This window comes from Streptomyces sp. NPDC059906, from assembly GCF_042730645.1.
In the GTDB taxonomy this organism is placed as follows: domain Bacteria; phylum Actinomycetota; class Actinomycetes; order Streptomycetales; family Streptomycetaceae; genus Streptomyces; species Streptomyces rubrogriseus.
Genome location: NZ_JBHWKU010000025.1, coordinates 29,816 through 49,819 on the forward strand (window position 1 = coordinate 29,816; position 20,004 = coordinate 49,819).

Sequence of the window (20,004 nt, forward strand, 5' to 3'; positions counted from 1 at the left end):
CCGAAGCTGTCCCGGTTCACGCCGGCCGTGCGGCGGACGGCTCGATGGTGACACGGTGCACGGCGGCCCCGGTGCGCACGCGGAGGACGGGGCCGGCGTCGGCCGGTGCCCGGCCGCTCGCCGTCCAGGCGTAGAGCGCGGCGGCGTAGGCGGCCGGATCGCACAGATCGGGCCGCCCGGCGGGGTCCGGCGCCGCCGTCAGACGCAACAGCTCCCCGTCCCTGGTGCGTACGTAACAGCGGTCCGGCCCGTCTACGAAGGCGACCAGCCCGCAGTACGGATGGCTCGCCAGGGCCTCCGCCGCCCAGGCCGCGGGCGGACCGAGCCGAGGATCGTCCGCGGCCGCGCGCCGTACGACGACATCGGCGACGCTCAGCCGGCCGGGCTCGCGGGTCTCCTCGTCGACCATCGTGTGCGCCGACTCGACCGGCGCCTCCGATTCCTGCGGCGGATCCGGCTCGTCACCGCCGACGGCGTACCGCACGAGGTCCACCTGCGGGGGATCCGCGCCGATGCGCCGGACCAGGACCCGAACCGGTGCGGTGGCATGGACGGGGTGGAACGGCGGCAGCGGCAGCGGTTCGAGCAGCGCCGCGTGCGACCGGGGCTCGGGCAGGTCCAGCAGGCTGTAGAACAGACGGCGCAGGAGCACCGCGGACTCCCCGGGCGCCGAACTGGTCTGCTGTGCCAGCGCCTTGTACCGACCGGGCTCGTGTGCCTCGACGGCACGGTCGATCTGCGCGCGCAGGCTGCCGTGCCGCAACAGCCGGGGCGCCGTGCGTCCGAGGGCGGCCACCGGGGAGCCGGGGTCGAGATCCTGCTCGGGGAAGGCGCCGAGGACGACCGGGATGCCTATGGACGCCGCGTAGTAGGTGACGCTGGAGTGGTCCCCCAGGACGCAGTCGGCCGCGATCAGCGCCTGCCGCCATCCTTCGAGGGGCGGTACGGCGTCGAGACCGGCCCGCCGGGCATTCTCCAGCCAGGCCCGGACCTGCCCCGGACCGTGGCCGTACCAGATGTTGGGGTGCAGGACGGCGGTCGTACGGTACTCGTCGGCCGGCAACTCCGCCGCGAGCCGGGACAGCAGCCAGGGCAGCAGGTCGTCGCGGTCGTCGCCGTCTCCGCCGAAGAGGGACCGCGGTGCCCAGGTCGAACCGACCACGACCAGCCGCCGGTCGGGCCCCACGCCCAGTGCGCGACGGAACCGTTCGCGCTGGGGGAGCGCGGCGAGGATGCGGTCGTAGCACGGGTCTCCGGCGAGCACCGCGGTGGGCGCCGCCTCGGGACATGCCGCGCGCAGCCGCTCCACCTGCTCGGGATGGGACAGTACGGTCGCGGTGGCGACGGGACGCCCGTCCTCAAGAACCCACTCCGGCGCCAGCCCAAAGACAGGCGGCAGGTGTCCGGTGTCCGGTGTCCGGTGTCCGGTGTCCGGTGTCCGGTGTAGCCAGCCTCTTATTGTATCCAACGCCGTGTGACAGTACGACCAACTTCCCCTTGACTGCCCCCAGTTCGCCCCCATAGCTCGCCGACACCGCGAGGTCGAACGGCGTGTCCTTGGCCTGCTCCCACGGCAGCACCGGCAGCCCCGCCCGGGCCAGCAGCTCGGGCACCCCCGCGAGGAAGGGCGACGAGCCCGTGCAGGTGGCGAACATCTGCACGCGCAGGTCGCCGTCGAACAGCGGCAGCACGTCGAGCAGGCGCGTCGCGGACGTCACGTTGTGCACGACGAACAGCACGCGCCGGCAGCCCACCCGGGTGACCCAGCGCTCCGCGTCCGCACCGGCCGGCACCCGCAGTCGTACCGCCTCCGCCCCACCTGTCATCGCCGGTCCGGTCCCCTGAATCGGTCTGGTCCACTGTCGCTCTGGCCGTCCGATGCTATCCGGCGAACGGCTGCCCGCAGGCACTGTTGACGCGCGTAGCGCCGTGCTCCACGCTGTGCTCTGGTCCACGATCGGACCACCCTCGACTGCGACGCTCGGGAGGCCGGGATGTTCAGACACGTGTCACGTCTGCTTCTCTCATTTGTCATGATCGCGACAGGAGCTGTCATCGGCGTGGGTGCCACCGCCGGCACCGCACAGGCCGACTCCTGCTACACCTGGAACCGCACGCTGCGACAGGGCTCCTCCGGCAGCGACGTGACGCAGCTCCAGATCCGCGTCGCCGGCTGGGTCACCTCCGGCGAACGCCTCTCCTACGACGGCCAGTACGGTGCCAGGACCGCCGCTGCCGTCAAGAAGTTCCAGGCCGCCTACGGCCTGGGCGCCGACGGCATCGCCGGCCCCGCGACCTTCAGCAAGATCTACGCGCTTCAGGACGCGGACTGCACGCCCGTCCACTTCACCTACGCCGAGCTCAACAAGTGCAACTCGGACTGGTCGGGCGGCGCGGTCTCCGCCGCCACCGCCAAGTCGAACGCGCTGAAGACCATGTGGAAGCTGGAGGCCATGCGGCACGCCCTCGGCGACGTGCCGATCACCATCTCCAGCGGCTTCCGCTCCCGCACCTGCAACAACGCCGTCGGCGGCTCGTCCACCAGCCGCCACCTCTACGGCGACGCCGCCGACCTCACCGGCTCGCCCAGCTTCTGCCGGCTCGCCCAGCAGGCCAGGACCCACGGCTTCTCGGAGATCCTCGGCCCGGGCTACCCCGGCCACAACGACCACACCCACGTGGCCTTCGACCCGTCGCCGTACTGGTCGGCACCCAACTGCGGCATCTGAACCGCCGGAGCCAATCCTGCGGTTCAGCGGTCGGCGGTGCCTGGTGGTACGACCCACTCGGTGGGCTGGCCGGTGAGGGAAGCGATCATGTCGAAGTCGCCGTCGTAGTGGAGTACGGTCAGGCGGTTCAGCTCCGCTGTGGCGGCGATGAGGAGGTCGGGGAGTGACAGTGCCCGGTGGAAACCTGCGTTGAGAGCATGGCGTTGGACCTCCAGGGCGCGAGTGAAAGTGTGGTCGTCACCGCGCAGGTAGTCGAAGGCGTGGAGCCAGGTGCTGATTCGCGTTGCCTCGGCGGTGTCCCGGGCCGAGTGGATCATCTCGTACTCGGTAGGTTCGCAGACTGTGAGCAGGTAGCGTTCGTGGAGGGGTTTGAGTACTTCTTTGACGCCTGGTTTCGTCCAGCGCGCCAGAGCGGACTTGTCGATCAGGTAGCGGTCCTGCATCAGGCGGCTCGGCCGCCTTCGCGCTTCAGGGTTCCGTCGGCGTTCCGAGGGCCGGTGCTCTCGATGATCTCGCTGAAGTCGAATTCGCCCGCGTCCATGGCGTCGAAGCCCTCCTGCCGCAGGTGCCGTTTGACGGCGTCCTCCATGGCGAGCCGGACGGCCTGAGCTTTTGTCTTGGTGCCGAAGATCCGCATGGCCTCGGCGACCATGGACTCGTCGAGGTCGATCACTGTCCTTGCCACACTGGCCTCCTCGCATGATCCGAACCACTAAATGATATCAATTCTGTATAGCGAACGATGTCATTTAGTGGTGTGCCCTGGCGGGTCCGTTTGCCCGTCGGTATACCTCCCGCAGGACAGTGTCGGAAGACACGGACATGCTGGGCAGGGCTTGTTCCCTCAGCACTCGATGATGTTCACCGCGAGCCCGCCCCGGGCCGTCTCTTTGTACTTGACCGACATGTCGGCGCCGGTTTCCTTCATGGTCTTGATGACCTTGTCCAGGGAGACCTTGTGCGAGCCGTCGCCGCGCATCGCCATCCGGGCCGCGGTGACCGCCTTGACCGCGGCCATGCCGTTGCGCTCGATGCAAGGGATCTGGACCAGGCCGCCGACCGGGTCGCAGGTGAGGCCGAGGTTGTGCTCCATGCCGATCTCGGCGGCGTTCTCCACCTGCTCCGGGGTGCCGCCGAGCACCTCGGCGAGGGCGCCGGCCGCCATGGAGCAGGCGGAGCCGACCTCGCCCTGGCAGCCGACCTCGGCGCCGGAGATGGAGGCGTTCTCCTTGAAGAGCATGCCGATGGCGCCGGCGGCGAGGAGGAAGCGGACCACGCCGTCCTCGTCGGCGCCGGGCACGAAGTTCACGTAGTAGTGCAGGACCGCCGGGATGATGCCGGCCGCGCCGTTGGTCGGGGCGGTGACGACCCGGCCGCCGGCCGCGTTCTCCTCGTTCACGGCCATCGCGTAGAGCGTGATCCACTCCATGGCCAGGGCCTGCGGGTCGCCCTCGGAGCGCAGCTTGCGCGCGGTGTTCGCGGCGCGGCGGCGGACCTTCAGGCCGCCCGGCAGGATGCCCTCGCAGGTCATGCCGCGCTCCACACACGCCCGCATCACGCGCCAGATCTCCAGCAGGCCCTCGCGGATCTCGTCCTCGTCGCGCCAGGCGCGCTCGTTCTCCAGCATCAGGGCGGAGATGGACAGGCCCGTCTCCCGGGCCAGGCGCAGCAGCTCGTCGCCGGTGCGGAAGGGGTACTTCAGGACGGTGTCGTCGAGGACGATGCGGTCGGCGCCGACCGCGTCCTCGTCGACGACGAAGCCGCCGCCGACCGAGTAGTAGGTCTTGGTCAGCACCTCGGCGCCCTCGGCGTCGTACGCCCACAGCGTCATGCCGTTGGCGTGGTAGGGGAGGGCCTTTCGGCGGTGCAGGACCATGTCGTCGTCGTAGGAGAAGGCGATCTCGTGCTCGCCGAGGAGGCTGATCCGGCCGGAGGACTTGATCGTCTCGACGCGGTCGTCGGCCTTCTCCACGTCCACCGTGCGCGGTGAGTCGCCCTCCAGGCCGAGCAGCACCGCCTTGGGCGTGCCGTGGCCGTGGCCGGTGGCGCCGAGCGAGCCGTACAGCTCGGCGCGGACCGAGGCGACGGAGTCCAGCAACTCCTCGCCCCGCAGTCGGCGGGCGAACATGCGGGCCGCGCGCATCGGGCCGACCGTGTGCGAGCTCGACGGGCCGATGCCGATCGAGAACAGGTCGAAGACCGAGATGGCCACGGGGACTCCTCAGAACGGGGGTGGTGCAGAGGGTGGGGCACTCCGGGTGGGGCGCCGGGCCGCTTGTGGCGGGCGCGGCGCCCCACCCGAAGGGGTGGTGTCTACTTGTTCTACTTGTTCTACTTGTTCAGACCCGGGTACAGCGGGTGCTTGTCGGCCAGGGCCTTCACCCGGGCCTTGAGCGCCTCCGCGTCGTAGGACGGCTTCAGCGCCTCGGCGATCACGTCCGCGACCTCGGCGAAGTCCTCGGCGGTGAAGCCGCGGGTCGCCAGGGCCGGCGTACCGATGCGCAGACCGGAGGTCACCATCGGCGGACGCGGGTCGTTCGGGACGGCGTTGCGGTTGACCGTGATGCCGACCTCGTGGAGCCGGTCCTCGGCCTGCTGGCCGTCCAGCTCGGAGTCACGCAGGTCCACCAGGACCAGGTGGACGTCCGTGCCGCCGGTCAGGACGGAGACGCCCGCCGCCTTGGCGTCGTCCCGCACCAGGCGCTCGGCCAGGATGCGGGCACCCTCCAGCGTACGGCCCTGGCGCTCCTTGAAGTCCTCGCTCGCGGCGACCTTGAAGGCGACGGCCTTGGCGGCCACCACGTGCTCCAGCGGACCACCCTGCTGACCGGGGAAGACGGCGGAGTTGATCTTCTTGGCCAGCTCGGCCGTGGAGAGGATCACACCGCCGCGGGGGCCGCCCAGCGTCTTGTGGGTCGTCGTCGTCACCACGTGCGCGTGCGGGACCGGGTTGGGGTGCAGGCCCGCCGCGACCAGACCGGCGAAGTGCGCCATGTCGACCATCAGGTACGCGCCGACCTCGTCCGCGACCTCGCGGAACGCGGCGAAGTCCAGCTGACGCGGGTAGGCCGACCAGCCCGCCACGATCAGCTTCGGCCTGGTCTCCTTGGCGAGGCGCTCGACCTCGGCCATGTCGACCTGGCCGTCGTCGCCGACGTGGTAGGGGACGACGTTGTAGAGCTTGCCGGAGAAGTTGATCTTCATGCCGTGGGTCAGGTGCCCGCCGTGGGCGAGGTTCAGACCCATGATCGTGTCGCCGGGCTTGAGCAGCGCGAACATCGCGGCCGCGTTGGCCTGGGCGCCCGAGTGCGGCTGCACGTTGGCGTGCTCGGCGCCGAAGAGCGCCTTGACCCGGTCGATGGCGATCTGCTCGACCACGTCGACGTGCTCGCAGCCGCCGTAGTAGCGGCGGCCGGGGTAGCCCTCGGCGTACTTGTTGGTGAGGACCGAGCCCTGGGCCTCCATGACGGCGACCGGGGCGAAGTTCTCCGAGGCGATCATTTCGAGGGTGGACTGCTGGCGGTCCAGCTCGGCGTCGACGGCGGCGGCGACGTCCGGGTCCAGCTCGTGCAGGGGTGTGTTCAGAAGCGACATGGGATCGTGACTCCTCAGGCGCCGGCGAAGGCGGTGTACTCGTCGGCGGAGAGCAGGTCGGCCGGCTCGTCCGTGACCTTCACCTTGAACAGCCAGCCGCCCTCGAAGGGGGCGCTGTTCACCAGCGACGGGTCGTTGACGACGTCCTCGTTGACCTCGGCGATCTCACCGGAGACGGGGGAGTACAGGTCGGAGACGGACTTGGTCGACTCCAGTTCGCCGCAGGTCTCGCCCGCGGTCACCGAGTCGCCGACCTCGGGGAGCTGCACGAAGACGACGTCACCGAGCGCGTTGGCCGCGTGCTCCGTGATGCCGACCGTCGAGACGCCGTCCTCGGCGCCCGACAGCCACTCGTGCTCCTTGCTGTAGCGCAGCTGCTGGGGGTTGCTCATGGCCTGAATTCTCCTGTACGCGAGGAAGTGGCTGGTGAAGGGGGTGACGACGGATGGGGAGCGGCTCAGGGGGCTGCCGCGGAGGGGCGGTGCCCCGTGTCCACTGTCTACTTCTGTCTACTTCTGGCGCTTGTAGAACGGCAGCGCCACGACCTCGTACGGCTCGTGGCTGCCCCGGATGTCCACGCCGACGCCCCCGGTGCCCTCAGCCGCGTGCGCGGGGTCGACGTACGCCATGGCGATCGGCTTGCCCAGCGTCGGGGACGGGGCACCGGAGGTGACCTCGCCGATCACCTCGCCGCCCGCGACCACCCGGTACCCGGAGCGCGGGACCCGGCGGCCCTCGGCGACCAGGCCGACCAGGACGCGGGGCGGCCGGGAAGCGGCGCGCTCGGCGGCCTCGGTCAGCGCGGCGCGCCCGACGAAGTCGCCCTCCTTCTCGAACTTCACCACCCGGCCCAGACCGGCGTCGAACGGGGTCAGCGCGGTCGACAGCTCGTTGCCGTACAGCGGCATGCCCGCCTCCAGGCGGAGCGTGTCCCGGCAGGACAGACCGCACGGGATCAGCCCCGCGCCCTCGCCCGCCCCGGTCAGCGCCTGCCACAGCTCGACCGCGTGCTCGGGCTTCACGAACAGCTCGAAGCCGTCCTCGCCGGTGTAGCCGGTGCGCGCGATCAGCGCCGGGACACCCGCGACCGTGCCGGGCAGACCGGCGTAGTACTTCAGGCCGTCCAGGTCGGCGTCGGTGAGCGAGGCGAGGATGCCCGGGGACTCGGGGCCCTGCACGGCGAGCAGCGCGTAGGCCTCGCGGTCGTCGCGCACCTCGGCGTCGAAGCCGGCCGCCCGCCCGGTCAGCGCGTCCAGCACGACCTGGGCGTTGGAGGCGTTGGCGACCACCATGTAGTGCGGAGCCCCGGCCTCGGTGTCGTCCAGCCGGTAGACGATCAGGTCGTCCAGGATGCCGCCGTCCTCGCGGCAGATCATGGTGTAGCGGGCCCGGCCCGGCTTCACGGTGCCGATGTTGCCGACCAGCGCGAAGTTCAGCAGCTCGGCCGCCTGCGGCCCGGTGACGGTGATCTCACCCATGTGCGACAGGTCGAAGAGACCGGCGCGGGTGCGCACCGCGACGTGCTCCTCGCGCTCGGAGCCGTAGCGCAGGGGCATGTCCCAGCCGGCGAAGTCGGTCATCGTCGCGCCCAGCGCGCGATGCGTGGCATCCAGCGCGGTACGGCGCAGTTCGGTACTGCTCATCGGTCGGTCGTCTCCCAGGACAGGACGGGGCGAGGTCGGTCCTCCCCATCTGTCATCGGAACCTGAGAGGTTCGCCACGGCCACCGGAGTACGGCGATCAGGGCTTGCACCTTGGGTGGGACCGCCGTCGGGGGCGGTCCGCTTTTCAGATGTGCCTCGCCCGCGCGGTAACGGTGCCTGAGAGATTCAAGGGAGGGACTTGCTCCTTCGGCGCCCCGGCGCGGCCGGGGACTCTCCCGCGCGGATTCAAACGGCCGGTATGCAGTTGGCGCCGCCATCATTGCACGCCCGGGCGATCCGTGGCAGACCGTGATCTGTAACCGGCTTGTGGCAGTAAGCGAACGAAAACGCGAGACCCGCGCATTACCTTCTCTTTACACTCGACGGGGAGGTACTCGTGTACCGCCCCAGGGGAGGACGATCACGGTGAACAGGACCACGGCGTACGCCACGACCTCGGGACTCGCGCTGCCCAAGCAGCCGGCCGCCCCGGCCCCCGCGGCATGCGCCCCACTGACCGCACCCGTCGTCCGCGACCTCAGGGACCGCGACGGCCGCAGCCCGCACGCCCTGCTCTTCGGACCCCGGGACCTGGTGGTGATCACCGGCCTGCCCGGCAGCGGCAAGTCCACGCTGATGCGGCGCACCGTGCGCGGCGGCCGCATCGACTCCCAGGACACCCGCGACCGCTGGGACGGCCGCATGCCGCGCTTCCTGCCGTACGCGCTCTACCGCCCCCTCGTCCGCCTCGCCCACTACGCGGGGCTGCGCCGCGCGCTGCGCTCCGGCGAAGGCGTCGTCGTGCACGACTGCGGCACCCAGGCCTGGGTGCGCGGCTGGCTGGCCCGCGAGGCCCGCCGCCGGGAGGGCACCCTGCACCTGCTGCTCCTCGACGTCGCTCCCGGCGAGGCCCTGGCCGGCCAGCGCGAGCGCGGCCGGGGCGTGACGCGGTACGCGTTCCTGCGGCACCGCACGGCCAACTCCCGCCTGCTGCGCGCGGTCACCGACGGCACCCTGCCCGCGGGCTGCTCCTCGGCGGTCGTCCTCGACCGGGCGGCGGCCGACACCCTGCGGCGGATCGCCTTCACGGGGTGACGCACGGTAGGGCCCCAGGGCCGAACGGGTTAGCCTTTCAGCCACGAACGGCGGTACCAGGCAGGCGGTAGGTAGGCAGATGGACTTCCCGGCACAGACGCACCCCCACCCGCACGGCGGGTGGCCCGGCAACGAGCTGGAGGAGGTGCTGTCCGCCTCCCTCGGCATCCCGTCGGCCGGCGGCCGGATCGTGGAGGTCCTCGGCCGCAGCTTCCTGTGGATACCCCTGCCGAACGGCGGCGGTCCGCACAGCGGCCCCCTCGACCTGCCCTCGCTGGAGATCGACGGCCAGGCCTACGTGCCGGTGTTCAGCTCCGAGGAGCAGCTGCGCCAGGTCGCGGGCGCGCACATGGCGTACACCGTCGCCCCCGCCGCGGAGTTCGCCCGCGGCCTCCCCCCGCAGGTCGGCATCGCGGTGAACCCGGAGGGCGTGGTCGGCATCCCGCTGCCGCCGCCCGCCGTGGCCGAGCTGTGCCGGGCCGGGCGCACCCCGCTGGACGGGCCCTCCTCCGGCGGCCGGGTCCGCCTCTTCGAGCCGGACTGGCAGGACGACCCGGTGGACTTCCTGGCCGCGGCCTCCGCCGAGTTCGCCGCCACCGGCGTCGTACGCAGCGCGCGCCGCTGCCTGGCCGCCGTCGAGACCGCCGACCCGGTCCTGTTCGTCGGCGTCGAACTCACCCACTGGGAGGGCGACGCCCGGACCCTCCCCCTGGACGCCCTGGGCCGAGCCCTCACCAAGTCCCCCCTGAAGTACCAGGTCAACCTGGTCCTCCTGGAAGCAGCCCAGGACCCGGTCTGCGACTGGATGCGCGAGAAGGTCCGTCCCTTCTACAACGGTGACTTGTAAGCACCGGGTGGGAAGACGTACCCAGGGGCGCGGGGAACTGCGCGACAAGCCACGACGGCGCCGCAGCCGAACAATGGCCGCACACCCCGAGCTGGAAGGCCCCCCGCACCCGGCGGAGCCTTAAGCTGGTCCCCACACCGGGGGAACTTCTCGAAGGGGCGATACGCGTGAGCGCCAGCGGCACCACGACCGGACAGGTCGAGCACATGCTGCGCCAGGTGACGCCCGGGCGCTACGACGCCTACGAGGCCCTGCTGCGCGCCCTCGCCACCCCCACTTCCGGCCAGGTCTGGATGCTGCTGTGGCACGGCCAGGCCGGCTCCCCGGACGCCCAGTACGGAAACATGGAGGTCGAGGGCTACGGCTACGCGCCCTGCGTGACCTCCGCCCAGGAGCTCTCGGCCAGCGGCTGGAACCGGTCGTACGAAGTGGTCGACGGCCTGGAGGCGGCCCGCGCCCTGTACCCGGACCACTACGGCCTGTGGCTCAACCCGCACGCCCCCGGCGGCGGCGTCGGCATCCCCTGGCTCGACCTGCGCCGCATCGCCTCCGGCCTGGACCGCCAGCCCGCCGGGCCGCTGCGGCTGTCCGAACCGGCCATCGAGATCCCTCAGTTCTACGCCCTGCTCGCACAGAACGCCCACCGCACCCCGGCGGTCCGCGCGCTGCGCCGCGCCTGGGTGCAGCCGGCGCTGGGAGCGCCGTATCTCGCCATCGGCCTGGACGTGTACGACACCTCCCCGCCGGCCGTCGACGCGGTGCGCGCCATGATGCAGCAGTCCGTCGGCGCGGTGCCGGACGGGCTGCCGGTGTCGACGGTGGCGATGACCGACGTCCACGATCCGGTGGCCCTGTGGCTGCGCGCCAACGCGCGCCCGTTCTACGACCGCGAGGCCCACGCGCCGGCCCCCGCCCAGGCTCCGGCGGGCGGGTACGGATACCCTCCGGCCGGTAGCCGGTACTGACGGCGGCGGGGTCCGTCCGCCCCGTCGGAAGAGGCGATCTTCGCGCGTAGATGACGACGCAAAGCGCCGCCTTGTCCCCGATGTCCCAACTCGCCCGCGTCCGGCCCCCGTTACCCACTGTCCGGATAACGGAACACCTCAAACAGCATCACGGTTGCGCATCCATTCCCCGTCAAGTCTGGCTACAGATCGCCAAAGCGTTGAAGACTCCCGCAACAAGGGGTGGATGCTCGCCTCTTTGTACGACGGACTGATCACGCCGCTACAGCGGCAAGTGCGGGCCGGCTACCGCCGGTTGAGAGGGGTCCCTGCCAGATGACGGCACCATTGCACGAGCCGACCGCGGAAGCGGCCCCGAGTGCGGCAGAGGAAGCGGCGGTCGCCGGCGCCGAGGCCAAGTCGGTACAAGGGCGCTCCCTGGGCCGGATCGCCTGGGAGCGCCTGAAGCGGGACAAGCTGGCCCTCGCGGGCGGCATCGTCGTGCTGGTCCTCGTCGTGGTCGCCGTGTTCGCGCCCTTGATCACCTCGCTCTACGGGCAGGACCCCAACGCGTACAACGAGGACATGATCGACCCGCTGTTCGGTACCCCGACGGGTTCCCTGGGCGGCCTCGGCGGCGAGCACTGGCTCGGCGTGGAGCCGGTCAACGGCCGCGACATCTTCGCCCGCATCGTCCACGGCGCCCGGATCTCGCTGCTGGTCGGCTTCCTGTCCGCGATGGTCGCCGTGGTCCTCGGCACCGTCCTCGGGGTCCTCGCGGGCTTCTTCGGCGGCTGGGTCGACTCCCTCATCTGCCGCGTCATGGACGGCCTGCTGGCCTTCCCGCAGCTGCTCTTCATCATCGCCCTGGTCTCCGTCATGCCGGACAACATGCTCGGACTGAGCGGCACGGGCGTGCGCCTGCTCATGATGATCGTGGTCATCGGCTTCTTCGGCTGGCCCTACATCGGTCGCGTGGTCCGCGGTCAGACACTCTCGATGCGCGAACGGGAGTACGTCGAGGCGGCCCGGTCGCTGGGTGCCGGACGGTTCTACATCCTCTTCAAGGAACTGCTGCCCAACCTGGTGGCGCCGATCATCGTCTACACGACGATGATGATCCCCACCAACATCCTCACCGAGGCGGCGCTCAGCTTCCTGGGTGTGGGCGTCAAGCCGCCCACGTCGTCGTGGGGGCAGATGCTCTCGAGCGCGATCGACTACTACAAGTCGGACCCCATGTACATGGTGGTCCCCGGTGTGGCGATCTTCATCACCGTTCTTGCCTTCAACCTCTTCGGTGACGGCGTGCGCGACGCGCTGGACCCGAAGGGGTCCCGCTGACCCTGCCGTACCGCAAGGCGACCCGTGGCACCTGCACGGGGTCTCTCATCTAATCCGGAGGATCCGAGATCGTGACTACCCAACGCACCTCAGGGCGGCGCAAGCAGGCTTTGGCCGCTGCCGCAGTGGTCGCCGCGCTGCTGACCACGGCGGCGTGCGGCGGAGGCGGCGACGACGACAGCGGCGGCGGTTCGAAGAACGGCGCGGCCGGCTACGACGCAGCCAACAACAAGGTCGCCCAGGCCTCCGAGGCCAAGAAGGGCGGCACGCTGAAGTTCGCCAGCACGCAGGACGCCGACTCGTGGGACACCACGCGCGGCTACTACGGCTTCATGTGGAACTTCTCCCGCTACTACAGCCGCCAGCTCGTCACGAACAAGACCGTGCCGGGCGCCGAGGGTGCCGAGACCACCCCCGACCTCGCCACCGGACTCGCCAAGGTCTCGGACGACGGCAAGACCTACACGTACACCCTGCGTGACGGCGTCACCTGGGAGGACGGCAAGCCGATCACGTCCAAGGACGTCAAGTACGGCATCGAGCGCGTCTGGGCGCAGGACGTGCTGTCCGGCGGCCCGACGTACCTCAAGGAGGTGCTCGACCCCAAGGGCGAGTACCAGGGCCCGTACAAGGACAAGTCCGCGGACAAGCTCGGTCTGAAGGCCATCGAGACGCCGGACGACAAGACCATCGTCTTCCACCTGCCCGAGGCCAACTCGGACTTCGAGGAGATGCTCGCGCTGACCTCGGCGTCCCCGGTCCGCCAGGACAAGGACACCAAGTCCAAGTACGGCCTGCACCCGTTCTCCTCGGGCCCGTACAAGTTCGAGTCCTACAACCCCGGCAAGGACCTGACCCTGGTCCGCAACACCGAGTGGAAGCAGAGCTCGGACCCGGTCCGCAAGGCGTACCCGGACAAGATCACGATCAAGTTCTTCACCAACGCCAACGACCTGGACGCCCGCCTCATCGCCGGCGACTACGACATCGACCTGGCCCAGACCGGTCTGTCCCCGCAGGGCCGCACCACCGCCCTCAAGGAGCACAAGGCCAACCTGGACAACCCGGTCTCGGGTTACATCCGGTACGCCGCGTTCCCGCAGAACGTGAAGCCGTTCGACAACATCCACTGCCGCAAGGCCGTGATCTACGGGGCCGACCACGTCTCCCTGCAGACCGCGCGCGGCGGCCCGGTCGCCGGCGGCGACATCGGCACCAACATGCTGCCGCCCGCCGTCCCGGGCTCCGAGGGGCAGAACTACGACCCGTACAAGATCGCGGGTGAGAACAAGAAGGGCAACATCGAGAAGGCCAAGGAAGAGCTGAAGGCCTGCAACAAGCCGGACGGCTTCAAGACCACCATCGCGGTCCGCAACAACAAGCCGGTCGAGGTCGCCACCGCCGAGTCCCTCCAGGCCTCGCTGAAGAAGGTCGGCATCGACGTCGAGATCGACCAGTACGACGGCTCGCAGTACGCCAGCGTCATCGGCAGCCCCACGAACGTGCAGAAGAAGAACTACGGCATCATCATCATGGGCTGGGGCCCGGACTTCCCGTCCGTGCAGGGCTACGGTCTGCCGCTGTGGCACAGCGACTACATCCTCGACAGCGCGAACAACAACTTCGCGATGATCGACGACCCGAAGATCGACGGTCTCTTCGCCGACTACCTGACCGCGAAGGACGACGCGGGCAAGAAGCAGATCGCCACGGAGATCAACCACAAGGTGATGGAGGGCGCGTACTACCTGCCCTTCGTCTTCGAGAAGTTCATCAACTGGCGCTCCAGCAACATCGCGAACGTGTACACCACCGACGCCTACAGCGGTATGTACGACTTCGTGAACATCGGTCTGAAGAACCCCAAGAAGTAACCGGTACACCCGCCGTACGGCACGAAAGGCAGGTGAAGGCCGGCGCGGCGTGACCGCGGGCCGCCGGACAATCTCCGGCGGCCCGCGGGACGCAGCGGGCCGCAACCCGTGCTCGCTTACCTCATCAGGCGGCTGTTCGCCGCCGCAGTGATGCTCGTGGTCATCATCCTGGTGGTCTTCTGCATCTTCTTCCTCGTCCCCAAGTGGGCCGGGGTCGACATCGCCCTGAACTTCGTCGGCAAGCAGGCGGACCCCGCCGCCGTCGAGGGTGTGCGGGAGAAGCTGGGTCTGGGCGACCCGGTCCTCGTCCAGGCCTGGGAGTTCTTCAAGGGCATCTTCGCGGGTCGCACCTACGCGGCCGGCGGCGACGTGACCCAATGCGCCGCGCCCTGCTTCGGCTACTCCTTCAAGACCGAGCAGTCGGTCTGGCCGGTGCTGACCGAGCGTTTCCCGGTGACCCTGGCTCTCGCGCTCGGTGCCGCCGTGCTGTGGCTGATCTTCGGCGTGGCCGCCGGTGTGCTCTCCGCCCTCAAGCGCGGCACGCTGTGGGACCGCGGCGCGATGGTCGTCGCCCTGGCGGGTGTCTCCCTCCCCATCTACTTCACCGGTCTGCTGAGCCTGGCGATCTTCTCCTACGGCCTCGGCTGGATCGACGGCGAGTTCGTACCGCTCGAGGACAGCCTCACCGGATGGCTCGGCGGCATGATCCTGCCCTGGATCACCCTGGCCTTCCTGTACGCCGCGATGTACGCCCGGATCACCCGCGCCACCATGCTGGAGATCCTCGGCGAGGACTACATCCGCACCGCGCGGGCCAAGGGACTCAAGGAACAGGTCGTCATCAGCAAGCACGCGATGCGATCGACCCTGACCCCCCTGCTCACCATGCTCGGCATGGACCTCGGCGCCCTGATGGGCGGCGCCATCCTGACCGAGACCACGTTCAGCCTCCCCGGCCTCGGCCAGAAGGTGCTGGACGCGATCAAGAACCACGACCTGCCCTTCATCCTGGGCGTCGTCCTGATCACTTCTCTCGCGGTGCTGATCGCCAACCTCGTGGTGGACGTCCTGTACGCCGTGATCGACCCCCGAGTGAGGCTCGCATGACCGAACTGAGCAAGAGCGGGGCAGCGGTGGGCGAGCCCGCCGGCACCTCGCCCGCGCCGACCGCCTTCCTGGAAGTACGCGACCTCAAGGTCCACTTCCCGACCGACGACGGCCTGGTCAAGTCCGTGGACGGGCTCTCCTTCCAGCTGGAGAAGGGCAAGACCCTCGGCATCGTGGGCGAGTCCGGCTCCGGCAAGTCGGTGACCTCGCTCGGCATCATGGGCCTGCACACCGCCGGCCAGTACGGCAAGCGCAAGGCGCGGATATCGGGCGAGATCTGGCTGGACGGCACCGAGCTGCTGTCCGCCGACCCCGACCACGTGCGCAAGCTGCGCGGCCGCGAGATGGCGATGATCTTCCAGGACCCGCTGTCCGCGCTGCACCCGTACTTCACGATCGGCCAGCAGATCGTGGAGGCGTACCGCATCCACCACAAGGTGGACAAGAAGACCGCCAAGCGCCGCGCGGTGGAGATGCTCGACCGGGTCGGCATCCCGCAGCCGGACAAGCGGGTGGACAGCTACCCGCACGAGTTCTCCGGCGGTATGCGCCAGCGCGCGATGATCGCGATGTCGCTGGTGAACAACCCCGAGCTGCTCATCGCGGACGAGCCGACCACCGCCCTGGACGTCACCGTCCAGGCGCAGATCCTCGACCTCATCCGGGACCTGCAGAAGGAGTTCGGCTCCGCGGTCATCGTCATCACCCACGACCTGGGCGTCGTCGCCGAGCTGGCCGACGACCTCCTGGTGATGTACGGCGGCCGGTGCGTGGAGCGCGGTCCGGCCGAGAAGGTGTTCTACGAGCCCCGGCACCCCTACACCTGGGGCCTGCTCGGCTCGATGCCGCGGCTCGACCGCGACCAGCAGGAACGCCTCATCCCGGTCAAGGGCTCGCCGCCCTCCCTCATCAACCTCCCGTCCGGCTGCGCCTTCAACCCGCGCTGCCCGTACGCCGACGTGCCCAAGGACGACGTCACCCGCACGGTCCGCCCCGAGCTGACCGAGGTCGGCAGCAAGCACTGGGCCGCCTGCCACATGTCGCAGGAGCAGCGGGAGCGTATCTGGACCGAAGAGATTGCGCCGAAGCTGTGAGCGACGAAGCCAAGGACGAAGCGGTGGCCATCCCCGCGCAGAGCGACGGCACCGAGAGCAAGGCCGCCCAGGCCGCCACTCTCACCAAGGGTGCGGCCCCCGGCGAGACCCTGCTCAAGGTGACCGGGCTGCAGAAGCACTTCCCCATCAAGAAGGGCCTGCTGCAGCGCCAGGTCGGCGCCGTCCGCGCCGTCGACGGCATCGACTTCGAGGTCCGCTCCGGTGAAACCCTCGGCGTCGTGGGCGAGTCCGGCTGCGGCAAGTCGACCATGGGCCGGCTGATCACCCGGCTCCTGGAACCGACCGCGGGCAAGGTCGAGTTCCAGGGCAAGGACATCACCCACCTCGGGGTCGGCGGCATGCGTCCGCTGCGCCGCGACGTGCAGATGATCTTCCAGGACCCGTACTCCTCGCTGAACCCGCGCCACACCATCGGCACGATCGTCAGCGCCCCCTTCAAGCTCCAGGGCGTCCAGCCCGAGGGCGGGGTCAAGAAGGAGGTCCAGCGGCTGCTGTCGGTGGTCGGGCTCAACCCCGAGCACTACAACCGCTACCCGCACGAGTTCTCCGGCGGCCAGCGCCAGCGCATCGGCATCGCCCGCGCGCTCGCGCTCAACCCGAGGCTGGTCGTGGCCGACGAGCCGGTCTCCGCGCTCGACGTGTCGATCCAGGCCCAGGTCGTCAACCTGCTCGACGACCTCCAGCAGGAGCTGGGCCTGACGTACGTGATCATCGCGCACGACCTCTCGGTGGTCCGGCACGTCTCGGACCGCATCGCGGTGATGTACCTCGGCAAGATCATGGAGCTGGCCGACCGCGACCTGCTCTACAAGACGCCGATGCACCCGTACACCAAGGCGCTGATGTCGGCGGTGCCGATCCCGGACCCGGCGCGGCGCGGCGCGAAGAGCGAGCGCATCCTGCTCAAGGGCGACGTGCCCTCGCCGATCGCCCCGCCGAGCGGCTGCCGCTTCCACACCCGGTGCTGGAAGGCGACGCAGGTCTGCACGACCACCGAGCCGCCGCTCAAGGAGCTGCGGCCGGGCCAGCAGGTGGCCTGCCACCACCCGGAGAACTTCGAGGACCAGGCCCCGCAGGACGTCGTCCTGCTCACCGCCGCGAAGGAGGCGGCGGAGCTGGTGTCGGAGGACGCGCTGGCCGAGTCGGCGGCGACCTCGGCGGCGGTGGCCGCGGAGGTCGAGGCGACGGAGGACACCGCGTCGGACGATGCCGCCTCGGACGATGCCGCCTCGGACGGCGACGAGCCCGCCGCCGAGGCCGCCGAGAGTGCCGGGAGCACCGACGAGGAGCCTCCCGCCAAGGAGAAGTGACCGCGTTCACTGTGCCCTACCCGAGAGCCCCCGCCTTCATTTGTAAGGCGGGGGCTCTTGGGCAAGTAAGAATGGAAGGGTGTACGAGCAACTCTTCAGCCCCACCGTCCAGCACACGCTCGACCTGGTCGGCATCTTCGTCTTCGCCATCTCCGGCGCGCTGCTGGCCGTGCGCAAGAACTTCGACGTCTTCGGCATCGCCGTCCTCGCCGAGGTCACCGCGCTGGGCGGCGGGCTGTTCCGGGACCTGGTGATCGGCGCGGTGCCGCCCGCCGCCTTCACCGACCTCGGGTACTTCCTCACACCGCTGCTGGCGACGCTGCTGGTCTTCTTCCTCCACCCGCACGTGGAGCGCCTCCAGACCGGGGTGAACATCTTCGACGCGGCCGGGCTCGGCCTGTTCTGCGTCGCCGGCACCACCAAGGCGTACGACTACGGCCTCGGCCTGACCGCCTCCGCCTGCCTGGGCCTGACCACCGCGGTGGGCGGCGGCGTCCTGCGCGACGTGCTCGCCAACGAGGTGCCCTCACTGCTGCGCTGGGACCGCGACCTGTACGCCGTCCCGGCGATCGTCGGCTCCGCGATGGTCGCCCTGTGCATCCGCTACGAGGCGCTCACCCCGTTCACCAGCGGGCTCGCGGTCGTCACGGCCTTCGTCCTGCGGCTGCTCGCCCTGCGCTACCACTGGCGGGCGCCGCGCGCCTGGAACCGCCGGTCGACGGTGGTGGAGGGGGACTAGGAAAGAAAGCTACCGCTTAGTAGTTTCCTGTTGTACCGTGCAGTCATGCCAGAAGCAGCCTCCGCAGCGGCCGTACGGGCCACCATCGGCGACAGCGAGTTCGACCGGGACACCGCCGTCACCCGACGCGCCCCCGGCGTCTACGACATCGACCTGTCGGCCGGCTGGACGATCATCAACGCCGTGAACGGCGGCTACCTGCTGGCCGTCCTGGGCCGGGCCCTCGGCGACGCGCTCCCGCACCCCGACCCCTTCACCATCTCGGCGCACTACCTCACCGCCTCCCGGCCGGGCCCGGCGGTCGTGCGCACCGAGACCGTCCGCACGGGGCGCTCCCTCTCCACCGGCCAGGCCTCCCTCCTCCAGTACGACGACGAGGGCAACGAGGTCGAACGCATCCGCGTCCTCGCCTCCTACGGCGACCTCGACGCGCTGCCCGACGACGTCCGCACCTCGGCGAAGCCGCCCGCGATCCCGCCGGCGGACCAGTGCTTCGGCCCGGAGGACGGCCCCGCCCCCGTCGACGGCAGCTCGGCCATCGCCGACCGGCTGATGCTCAAGCTGGACCCCGCCACGCTGGGCTGGGCGCTGGGCCAGCCCTCGGGCCGGGGCGAGATGCGGGCCTGGTTCGGCCTCGCCGACGGCCGCGACGCCGACCCGCTCTCGCTGCTCCTCGCGGTGGACGCGCTGCCGCCGACCGCGTTCGAGCTGGGGCTCAAGGGCTGGGTGCCGACGGTCGAGCTGACCGCGCACGTGCGGTGCCGCCCGGCGCCCGGCCCGCTGCGGGTCTCCATCACCACCCGCAACCTCGCCGGCGGCTTCCTGGAGGAGGACGCCGAGGTCTGGGACAGCGCGGACCGGCTGGTCGCCCAGTCCCGCCAGCTGGCCCGGGTCCGGCTCGGCTGACCCGGGGGCTGCTCAGTCCAGCCAGTGCGTGCGGCCGACGCTGATCAGCCGCAGTTGCCGCCGTGCCGTCTCGACGGCCCGGCGGCGCTCCTCTTCCGGGGCGTCCAGTGTCTCCAGGAAGAGGGAGGCCGTGATCAGCATCTGGTCGACGTAGAGGCCCGCCAGCATGCGCAGGTCGGTCTCGCTCCAGCCCGCCGCCGACGCGTCCGTGGCCAGCTCGGCCCGCACCTCCTCGGCGAACCGCGCCAACTGCTCCCGTATCGCCCGGCGCACCGGCTGCACGCCGCCGTGCCGCTCCCGCGCGATGAAGCGGACGTGGGCCGGGTGCGCGGCCACATGACCGGCGATCAACTCGACCGCGCGGTCGATGCGTTCGTCGTCGTCCTCGGCCGGTGACATCGTGGTCCGGATCATCGGGTGCAGGCTGCCCAGGGCCTCCTCGACCAGCGCCACCCCGAGATCCGCCGTGGAGTGGAAGTGCCGGTAGAAGGCGGTCGGCGCGACCCCCACGGCACGGGTGACCTCGCGCAGTCCCAGGCTGCTCAGGCTCTGCTCCTCCAGCAGGCCGAGCGCCGCGTCCAGGAGTGCCTGCCGGGTCTTCCGCTTCTGCGCCTGCCGAACGCCGGGGGTGTGACTCATGCCATGCAGTTAACAACTGTTCTCTGGAATTGAAAAGCCGTGCGGCGCGCTAGACTGAGAAGTCAGTGAACAACTGTAACCACAAACGTTCACCGAAGCGTCCACGCAAGGTTGGGGG

General features: G+C 70.2%; 20 protein-coding genes and 1 riboswitch. Of the genes, 11 read left to right on the forward strand and 9 right to left on the reverse strand.

The features are described from left to right. Positions 1 to 16: 16 nt before the first annotated feature. On the reverse strand, positions 17 to 1,309 hold the full coding sequence (locus ACFV9J_RS29870; RefSeq protein WP_385359165.1) for a hypothetical protein: 1,293 nt from the start codon (positions 1,307 to 1,309) through the stop codon (positions 17 to 19). Between the two features lie 49 nt (positions 1,310 to 1,358). Further along, positions 1,359 to 1,826, reverse strand: a complete 468-nt coding sequence (locus ACFV9J_RS29875; RefSeq protein WP_385359167.1) for a hypothetical protein — start codon at positions 1,824 to 1,826, stop codon at positions 1,359 to 1,361. A 168-nt stretch (positions 1,827 to 1,994) separates the two neighbouring features. On the opposite strand from ACFV9J_RS29875, the gene ACFV9J_RS29880 reads away from it, so the two are divergent. After that, positions 1,995 to 2,729 (forward strand): D-Ala-D-Ala carboxypeptidase family metallohydrolase, encoded by a 735-nt coding sequence (locus tag ACFV9J_RS29880; RefSeq protein ID WP_385359169.1) that lies wholly within the window; start codon positions 1,995 to 1,997, stop codon positions 2,727 to 2,729. A 23-nt stretch (positions 2,730 to 2,752) separates the two neighbouring features. On the opposite strand, the gene ACFV9J_RS29885 is transcribed toward ACFV9J_RS29880, so the two are convergent. The 6 genes from ACFV9J_RS29885 to gcvT form a co-directional block, all read right to left on the reverse strand. Continuing rightward, positions 2,753 to 3,172: a PIN domain nuclease gene (locus ACFV9J_RS29885; protein ID WP_385359171.1), complete on the reverse strand. Its 420-nt coding sequence runs from the start codon at positions 3,170 to 3,172 to the stop codon at positions 2,753 to 2,755. Then, positions 3,172 to 3,414 (reverse strand): type II toxin-antitoxin system VapB family antitoxin, encoded by a 243-nt coding sequence (locus ACFV9J_RS29890; RefSeq protein ID WP_385359173.1) that lies wholly within the window; start codon positions 3,412 to 3,414, stop codon positions 3,172 to 3,174. The genes ACFV9J_RS29885 and ACFV9J_RS29890 overlap by 1 nt, the downstream gene beginning before the upstream one ends. Positions 3,415 to 3,573: 159 nt before the next feature. After that, complete coding sequence (locus ACFV9J_RS29895; protein WP_385359175.1) at positions 3,574 to 4,941, reverse strand: L-serine ammonia-lyase; 1,368 nt, start codon at positions 4,939 to 4,941, stop codon at positions 3,574 to 3,576. A 119-nt stretch (positions 4,942 to 5,060) separates the two neighbouring features. After that, on the reverse strand, positions 5,061 to 6,323 hold the full coding sequence (gene glyA / locus ACFV9J_RS29900; RefSeq protein ID WP_385359177.1) for a serine hydroxymethyltransferase: 1,263 nt from the start codon (positions 6,321 to 6,323) through the stop codon (positions 5,061 to 5,063). 14 nt (positions 6,324 to 6,337) lie between these two features. After that, positions 6,338 to 6,715: a glycine cleavage system protein GcvH gene (gene gcvH / locus ACFV9J_RS29905; RefSeq protein ID WP_102928483.1), complete on the reverse strand. Its 378-nt coding sequence runs from the start codon at positions 6,713 to 6,715 to the stop codon at positions 6,338 to 6,340. 117 nt (positions 6,716 to 6,832) lie between these two features. Next, a complete protein-coding gene (gene gcvT, locus ACFV9J_RS29910) occupies positions 6,833 to 7,966 on the reverse strand; it encodes a glycine cleavage system aminomethyltransferase GcvT (RefSeq protein ID WP_385359180.1) in 1,134 nt (377 codons plus the stop codon). Positions 7,967 to 8,121: 155 nt separating this feature from the next. Next, positions 8,122 to 8,215, reverse strand: a riboswitch (glycine riboswitch). 177 nt (positions 8,216 to 8,392) lie between these two features. On the opposite strand from gcvT, the gene ACFV9J_RS29915 reads away from it, so the two are divergent. The 10 genes from ACFV9J_RS29915 (at position 8,393) to ACFV9J_RS29960 (ending at position 19,247) form a co-directional block, all read left to right on the forward strand. After that, a complete protein-coding gene (locus ACFV9J_RS29915; protein ID WP_385359182.1) occupies positions 8,393 to 9,061 on the forward strand; it encodes an AAA family ATPase in 669 nt (222 codons plus the stop codon). A gap of 79 nt (positions 9,062 to 9,140) precedes the next feature. Further along, entirely contained in the window at positions 9,141 to 9,908 is a 768-nt protein-coding gene (locus ACFV9J_RS29920; RefSeq protein WP_385359184.1) for an enhanced serine sensitivity protein SseB, read from the forward strand. A gap of 167 nt (positions 9,909 to 10,075) precedes the next feature. Continuing rightward, positions 10,076 to 10,873, forward strand: coding sequence for an enhanced serine sensitivity protein SseB C-terminal domain-containing protein (locus tag ACFV9J_RS29925; RefSeq protein ID WP_385359187.1), 798 nt, complete (start codon positions 10,076 to 10,078; stop codon positions 10,871 to 10,873). Between the two features lie 315 nt (positions 10,874 to 11,188). Then, positions 11,189 to 12,196 (forward strand): ABC transporter permease, encoded by a 1,008-nt coding sequence (locus ACFV9J_RS29930; protein WP_361011243.1) that lies wholly within the window; start codon positions 11,189 to 11,191, stop codon positions 12,194 to 12,196. Between the two features lie 71 nt (positions 12,197 to 12,267). Continuing rightward, complete coding sequence (locus ACFV9J_RS29935) at positions 12,268 to 14,070, forward strand: ABC transporter substrate-binding protein (protein ID WP_385359189.1); 1,803 nt, start codon at positions 12,268 to 12,270, stop codon at positions 14,068 to 14,070. A 108-nt stretch (positions 14,071 to 14,178) separates the two neighbouring features. Beyond that, entirely contained in the window at positions 14,179 to 15,177 is a 999-nt protein-coding gene (locus tag ACFV9J_RS29940) for an ABC transporter permease (protein ID WP_385359191.1), read from the forward strand. Further along, positions 15,174 to 16,271: an ABC transporter ATP-binding protein gene (locus tag ACFV9J_RS29945; protein WP_385359194.1), complete on the forward strand. Its 1,098-nt coding sequence runs from the start codon at positions 15,174 to 15,176 to the stop codon at positions 16,269 to 16,271. The genes ACFV9J_RS29940 and ACFV9J_RS29945 overlap by 4 nt, the downstream gene beginning before the upstream one ends. Next, positions 16,268 to 17,602 carry an ABC transporter ATP-binding protein gene (locus tag ACFV9J_RS29950; RefSeq protein WP_385359197.1) on the forward strand — a complete coding sequence of 445 codons (1,335 nt, stop codon included), beginning with the start codon at positions 16,268 to 16,270 and terminating at the stop codon, positions 17,600 to 17,602. Before ACFV9J_RS29945 ends, ACFV9J_RS29950 begins: the two co-directional genes overlap by 4 nt. 79 nt (positions 17,603 to 17,681) lie before the next feature. After that, positions 17,682 to 18,341: a trimeric intracellular cation channel family protein gene (locus tag ACFV9J_RS29955; protein ID WP_125628708.1), complete on the forward strand. Its 660-nt coding sequence runs from the start codon at positions 17,682 to 17,684 to the stop codon at positions 18,339 to 18,341. A 45-nt stretch (positions 18,342 to 18,386) separates the two neighbouring features. Further along, positions 18,387 to 19,247 carry a thioesterase family protein gene (locus tag ACFV9J_RS29960; protein ID WP_385359201.1) on the forward strand — a complete coding sequence of 287 codons (861 nt, stop codon included), beginning with the start codon at positions 18,387 to 18,389 and terminating at the stop codon, positions 19,245 to 19,247. A gap of 12 nt (positions 19,248 to 19,259) precedes the next feature. Here ACFV9J_RS29960 and ACFV9J_RS29965 read toward each other — a convergent pair whose 3' ends face one another. Further along, positions 19,260 to 19,886: a TetR family transcriptional regulator gene (locus ACFV9J_RS29965; protein WP_385359204.1), complete on the reverse strand. Its 627-nt coding sequence runs from the start codon at positions 19,884 to 19,886 to the stop codon at positions 19,260 to 19,262. Between the last annotated feature and the right edge of the window lie 118 nt (positions 19,887 to 20,004).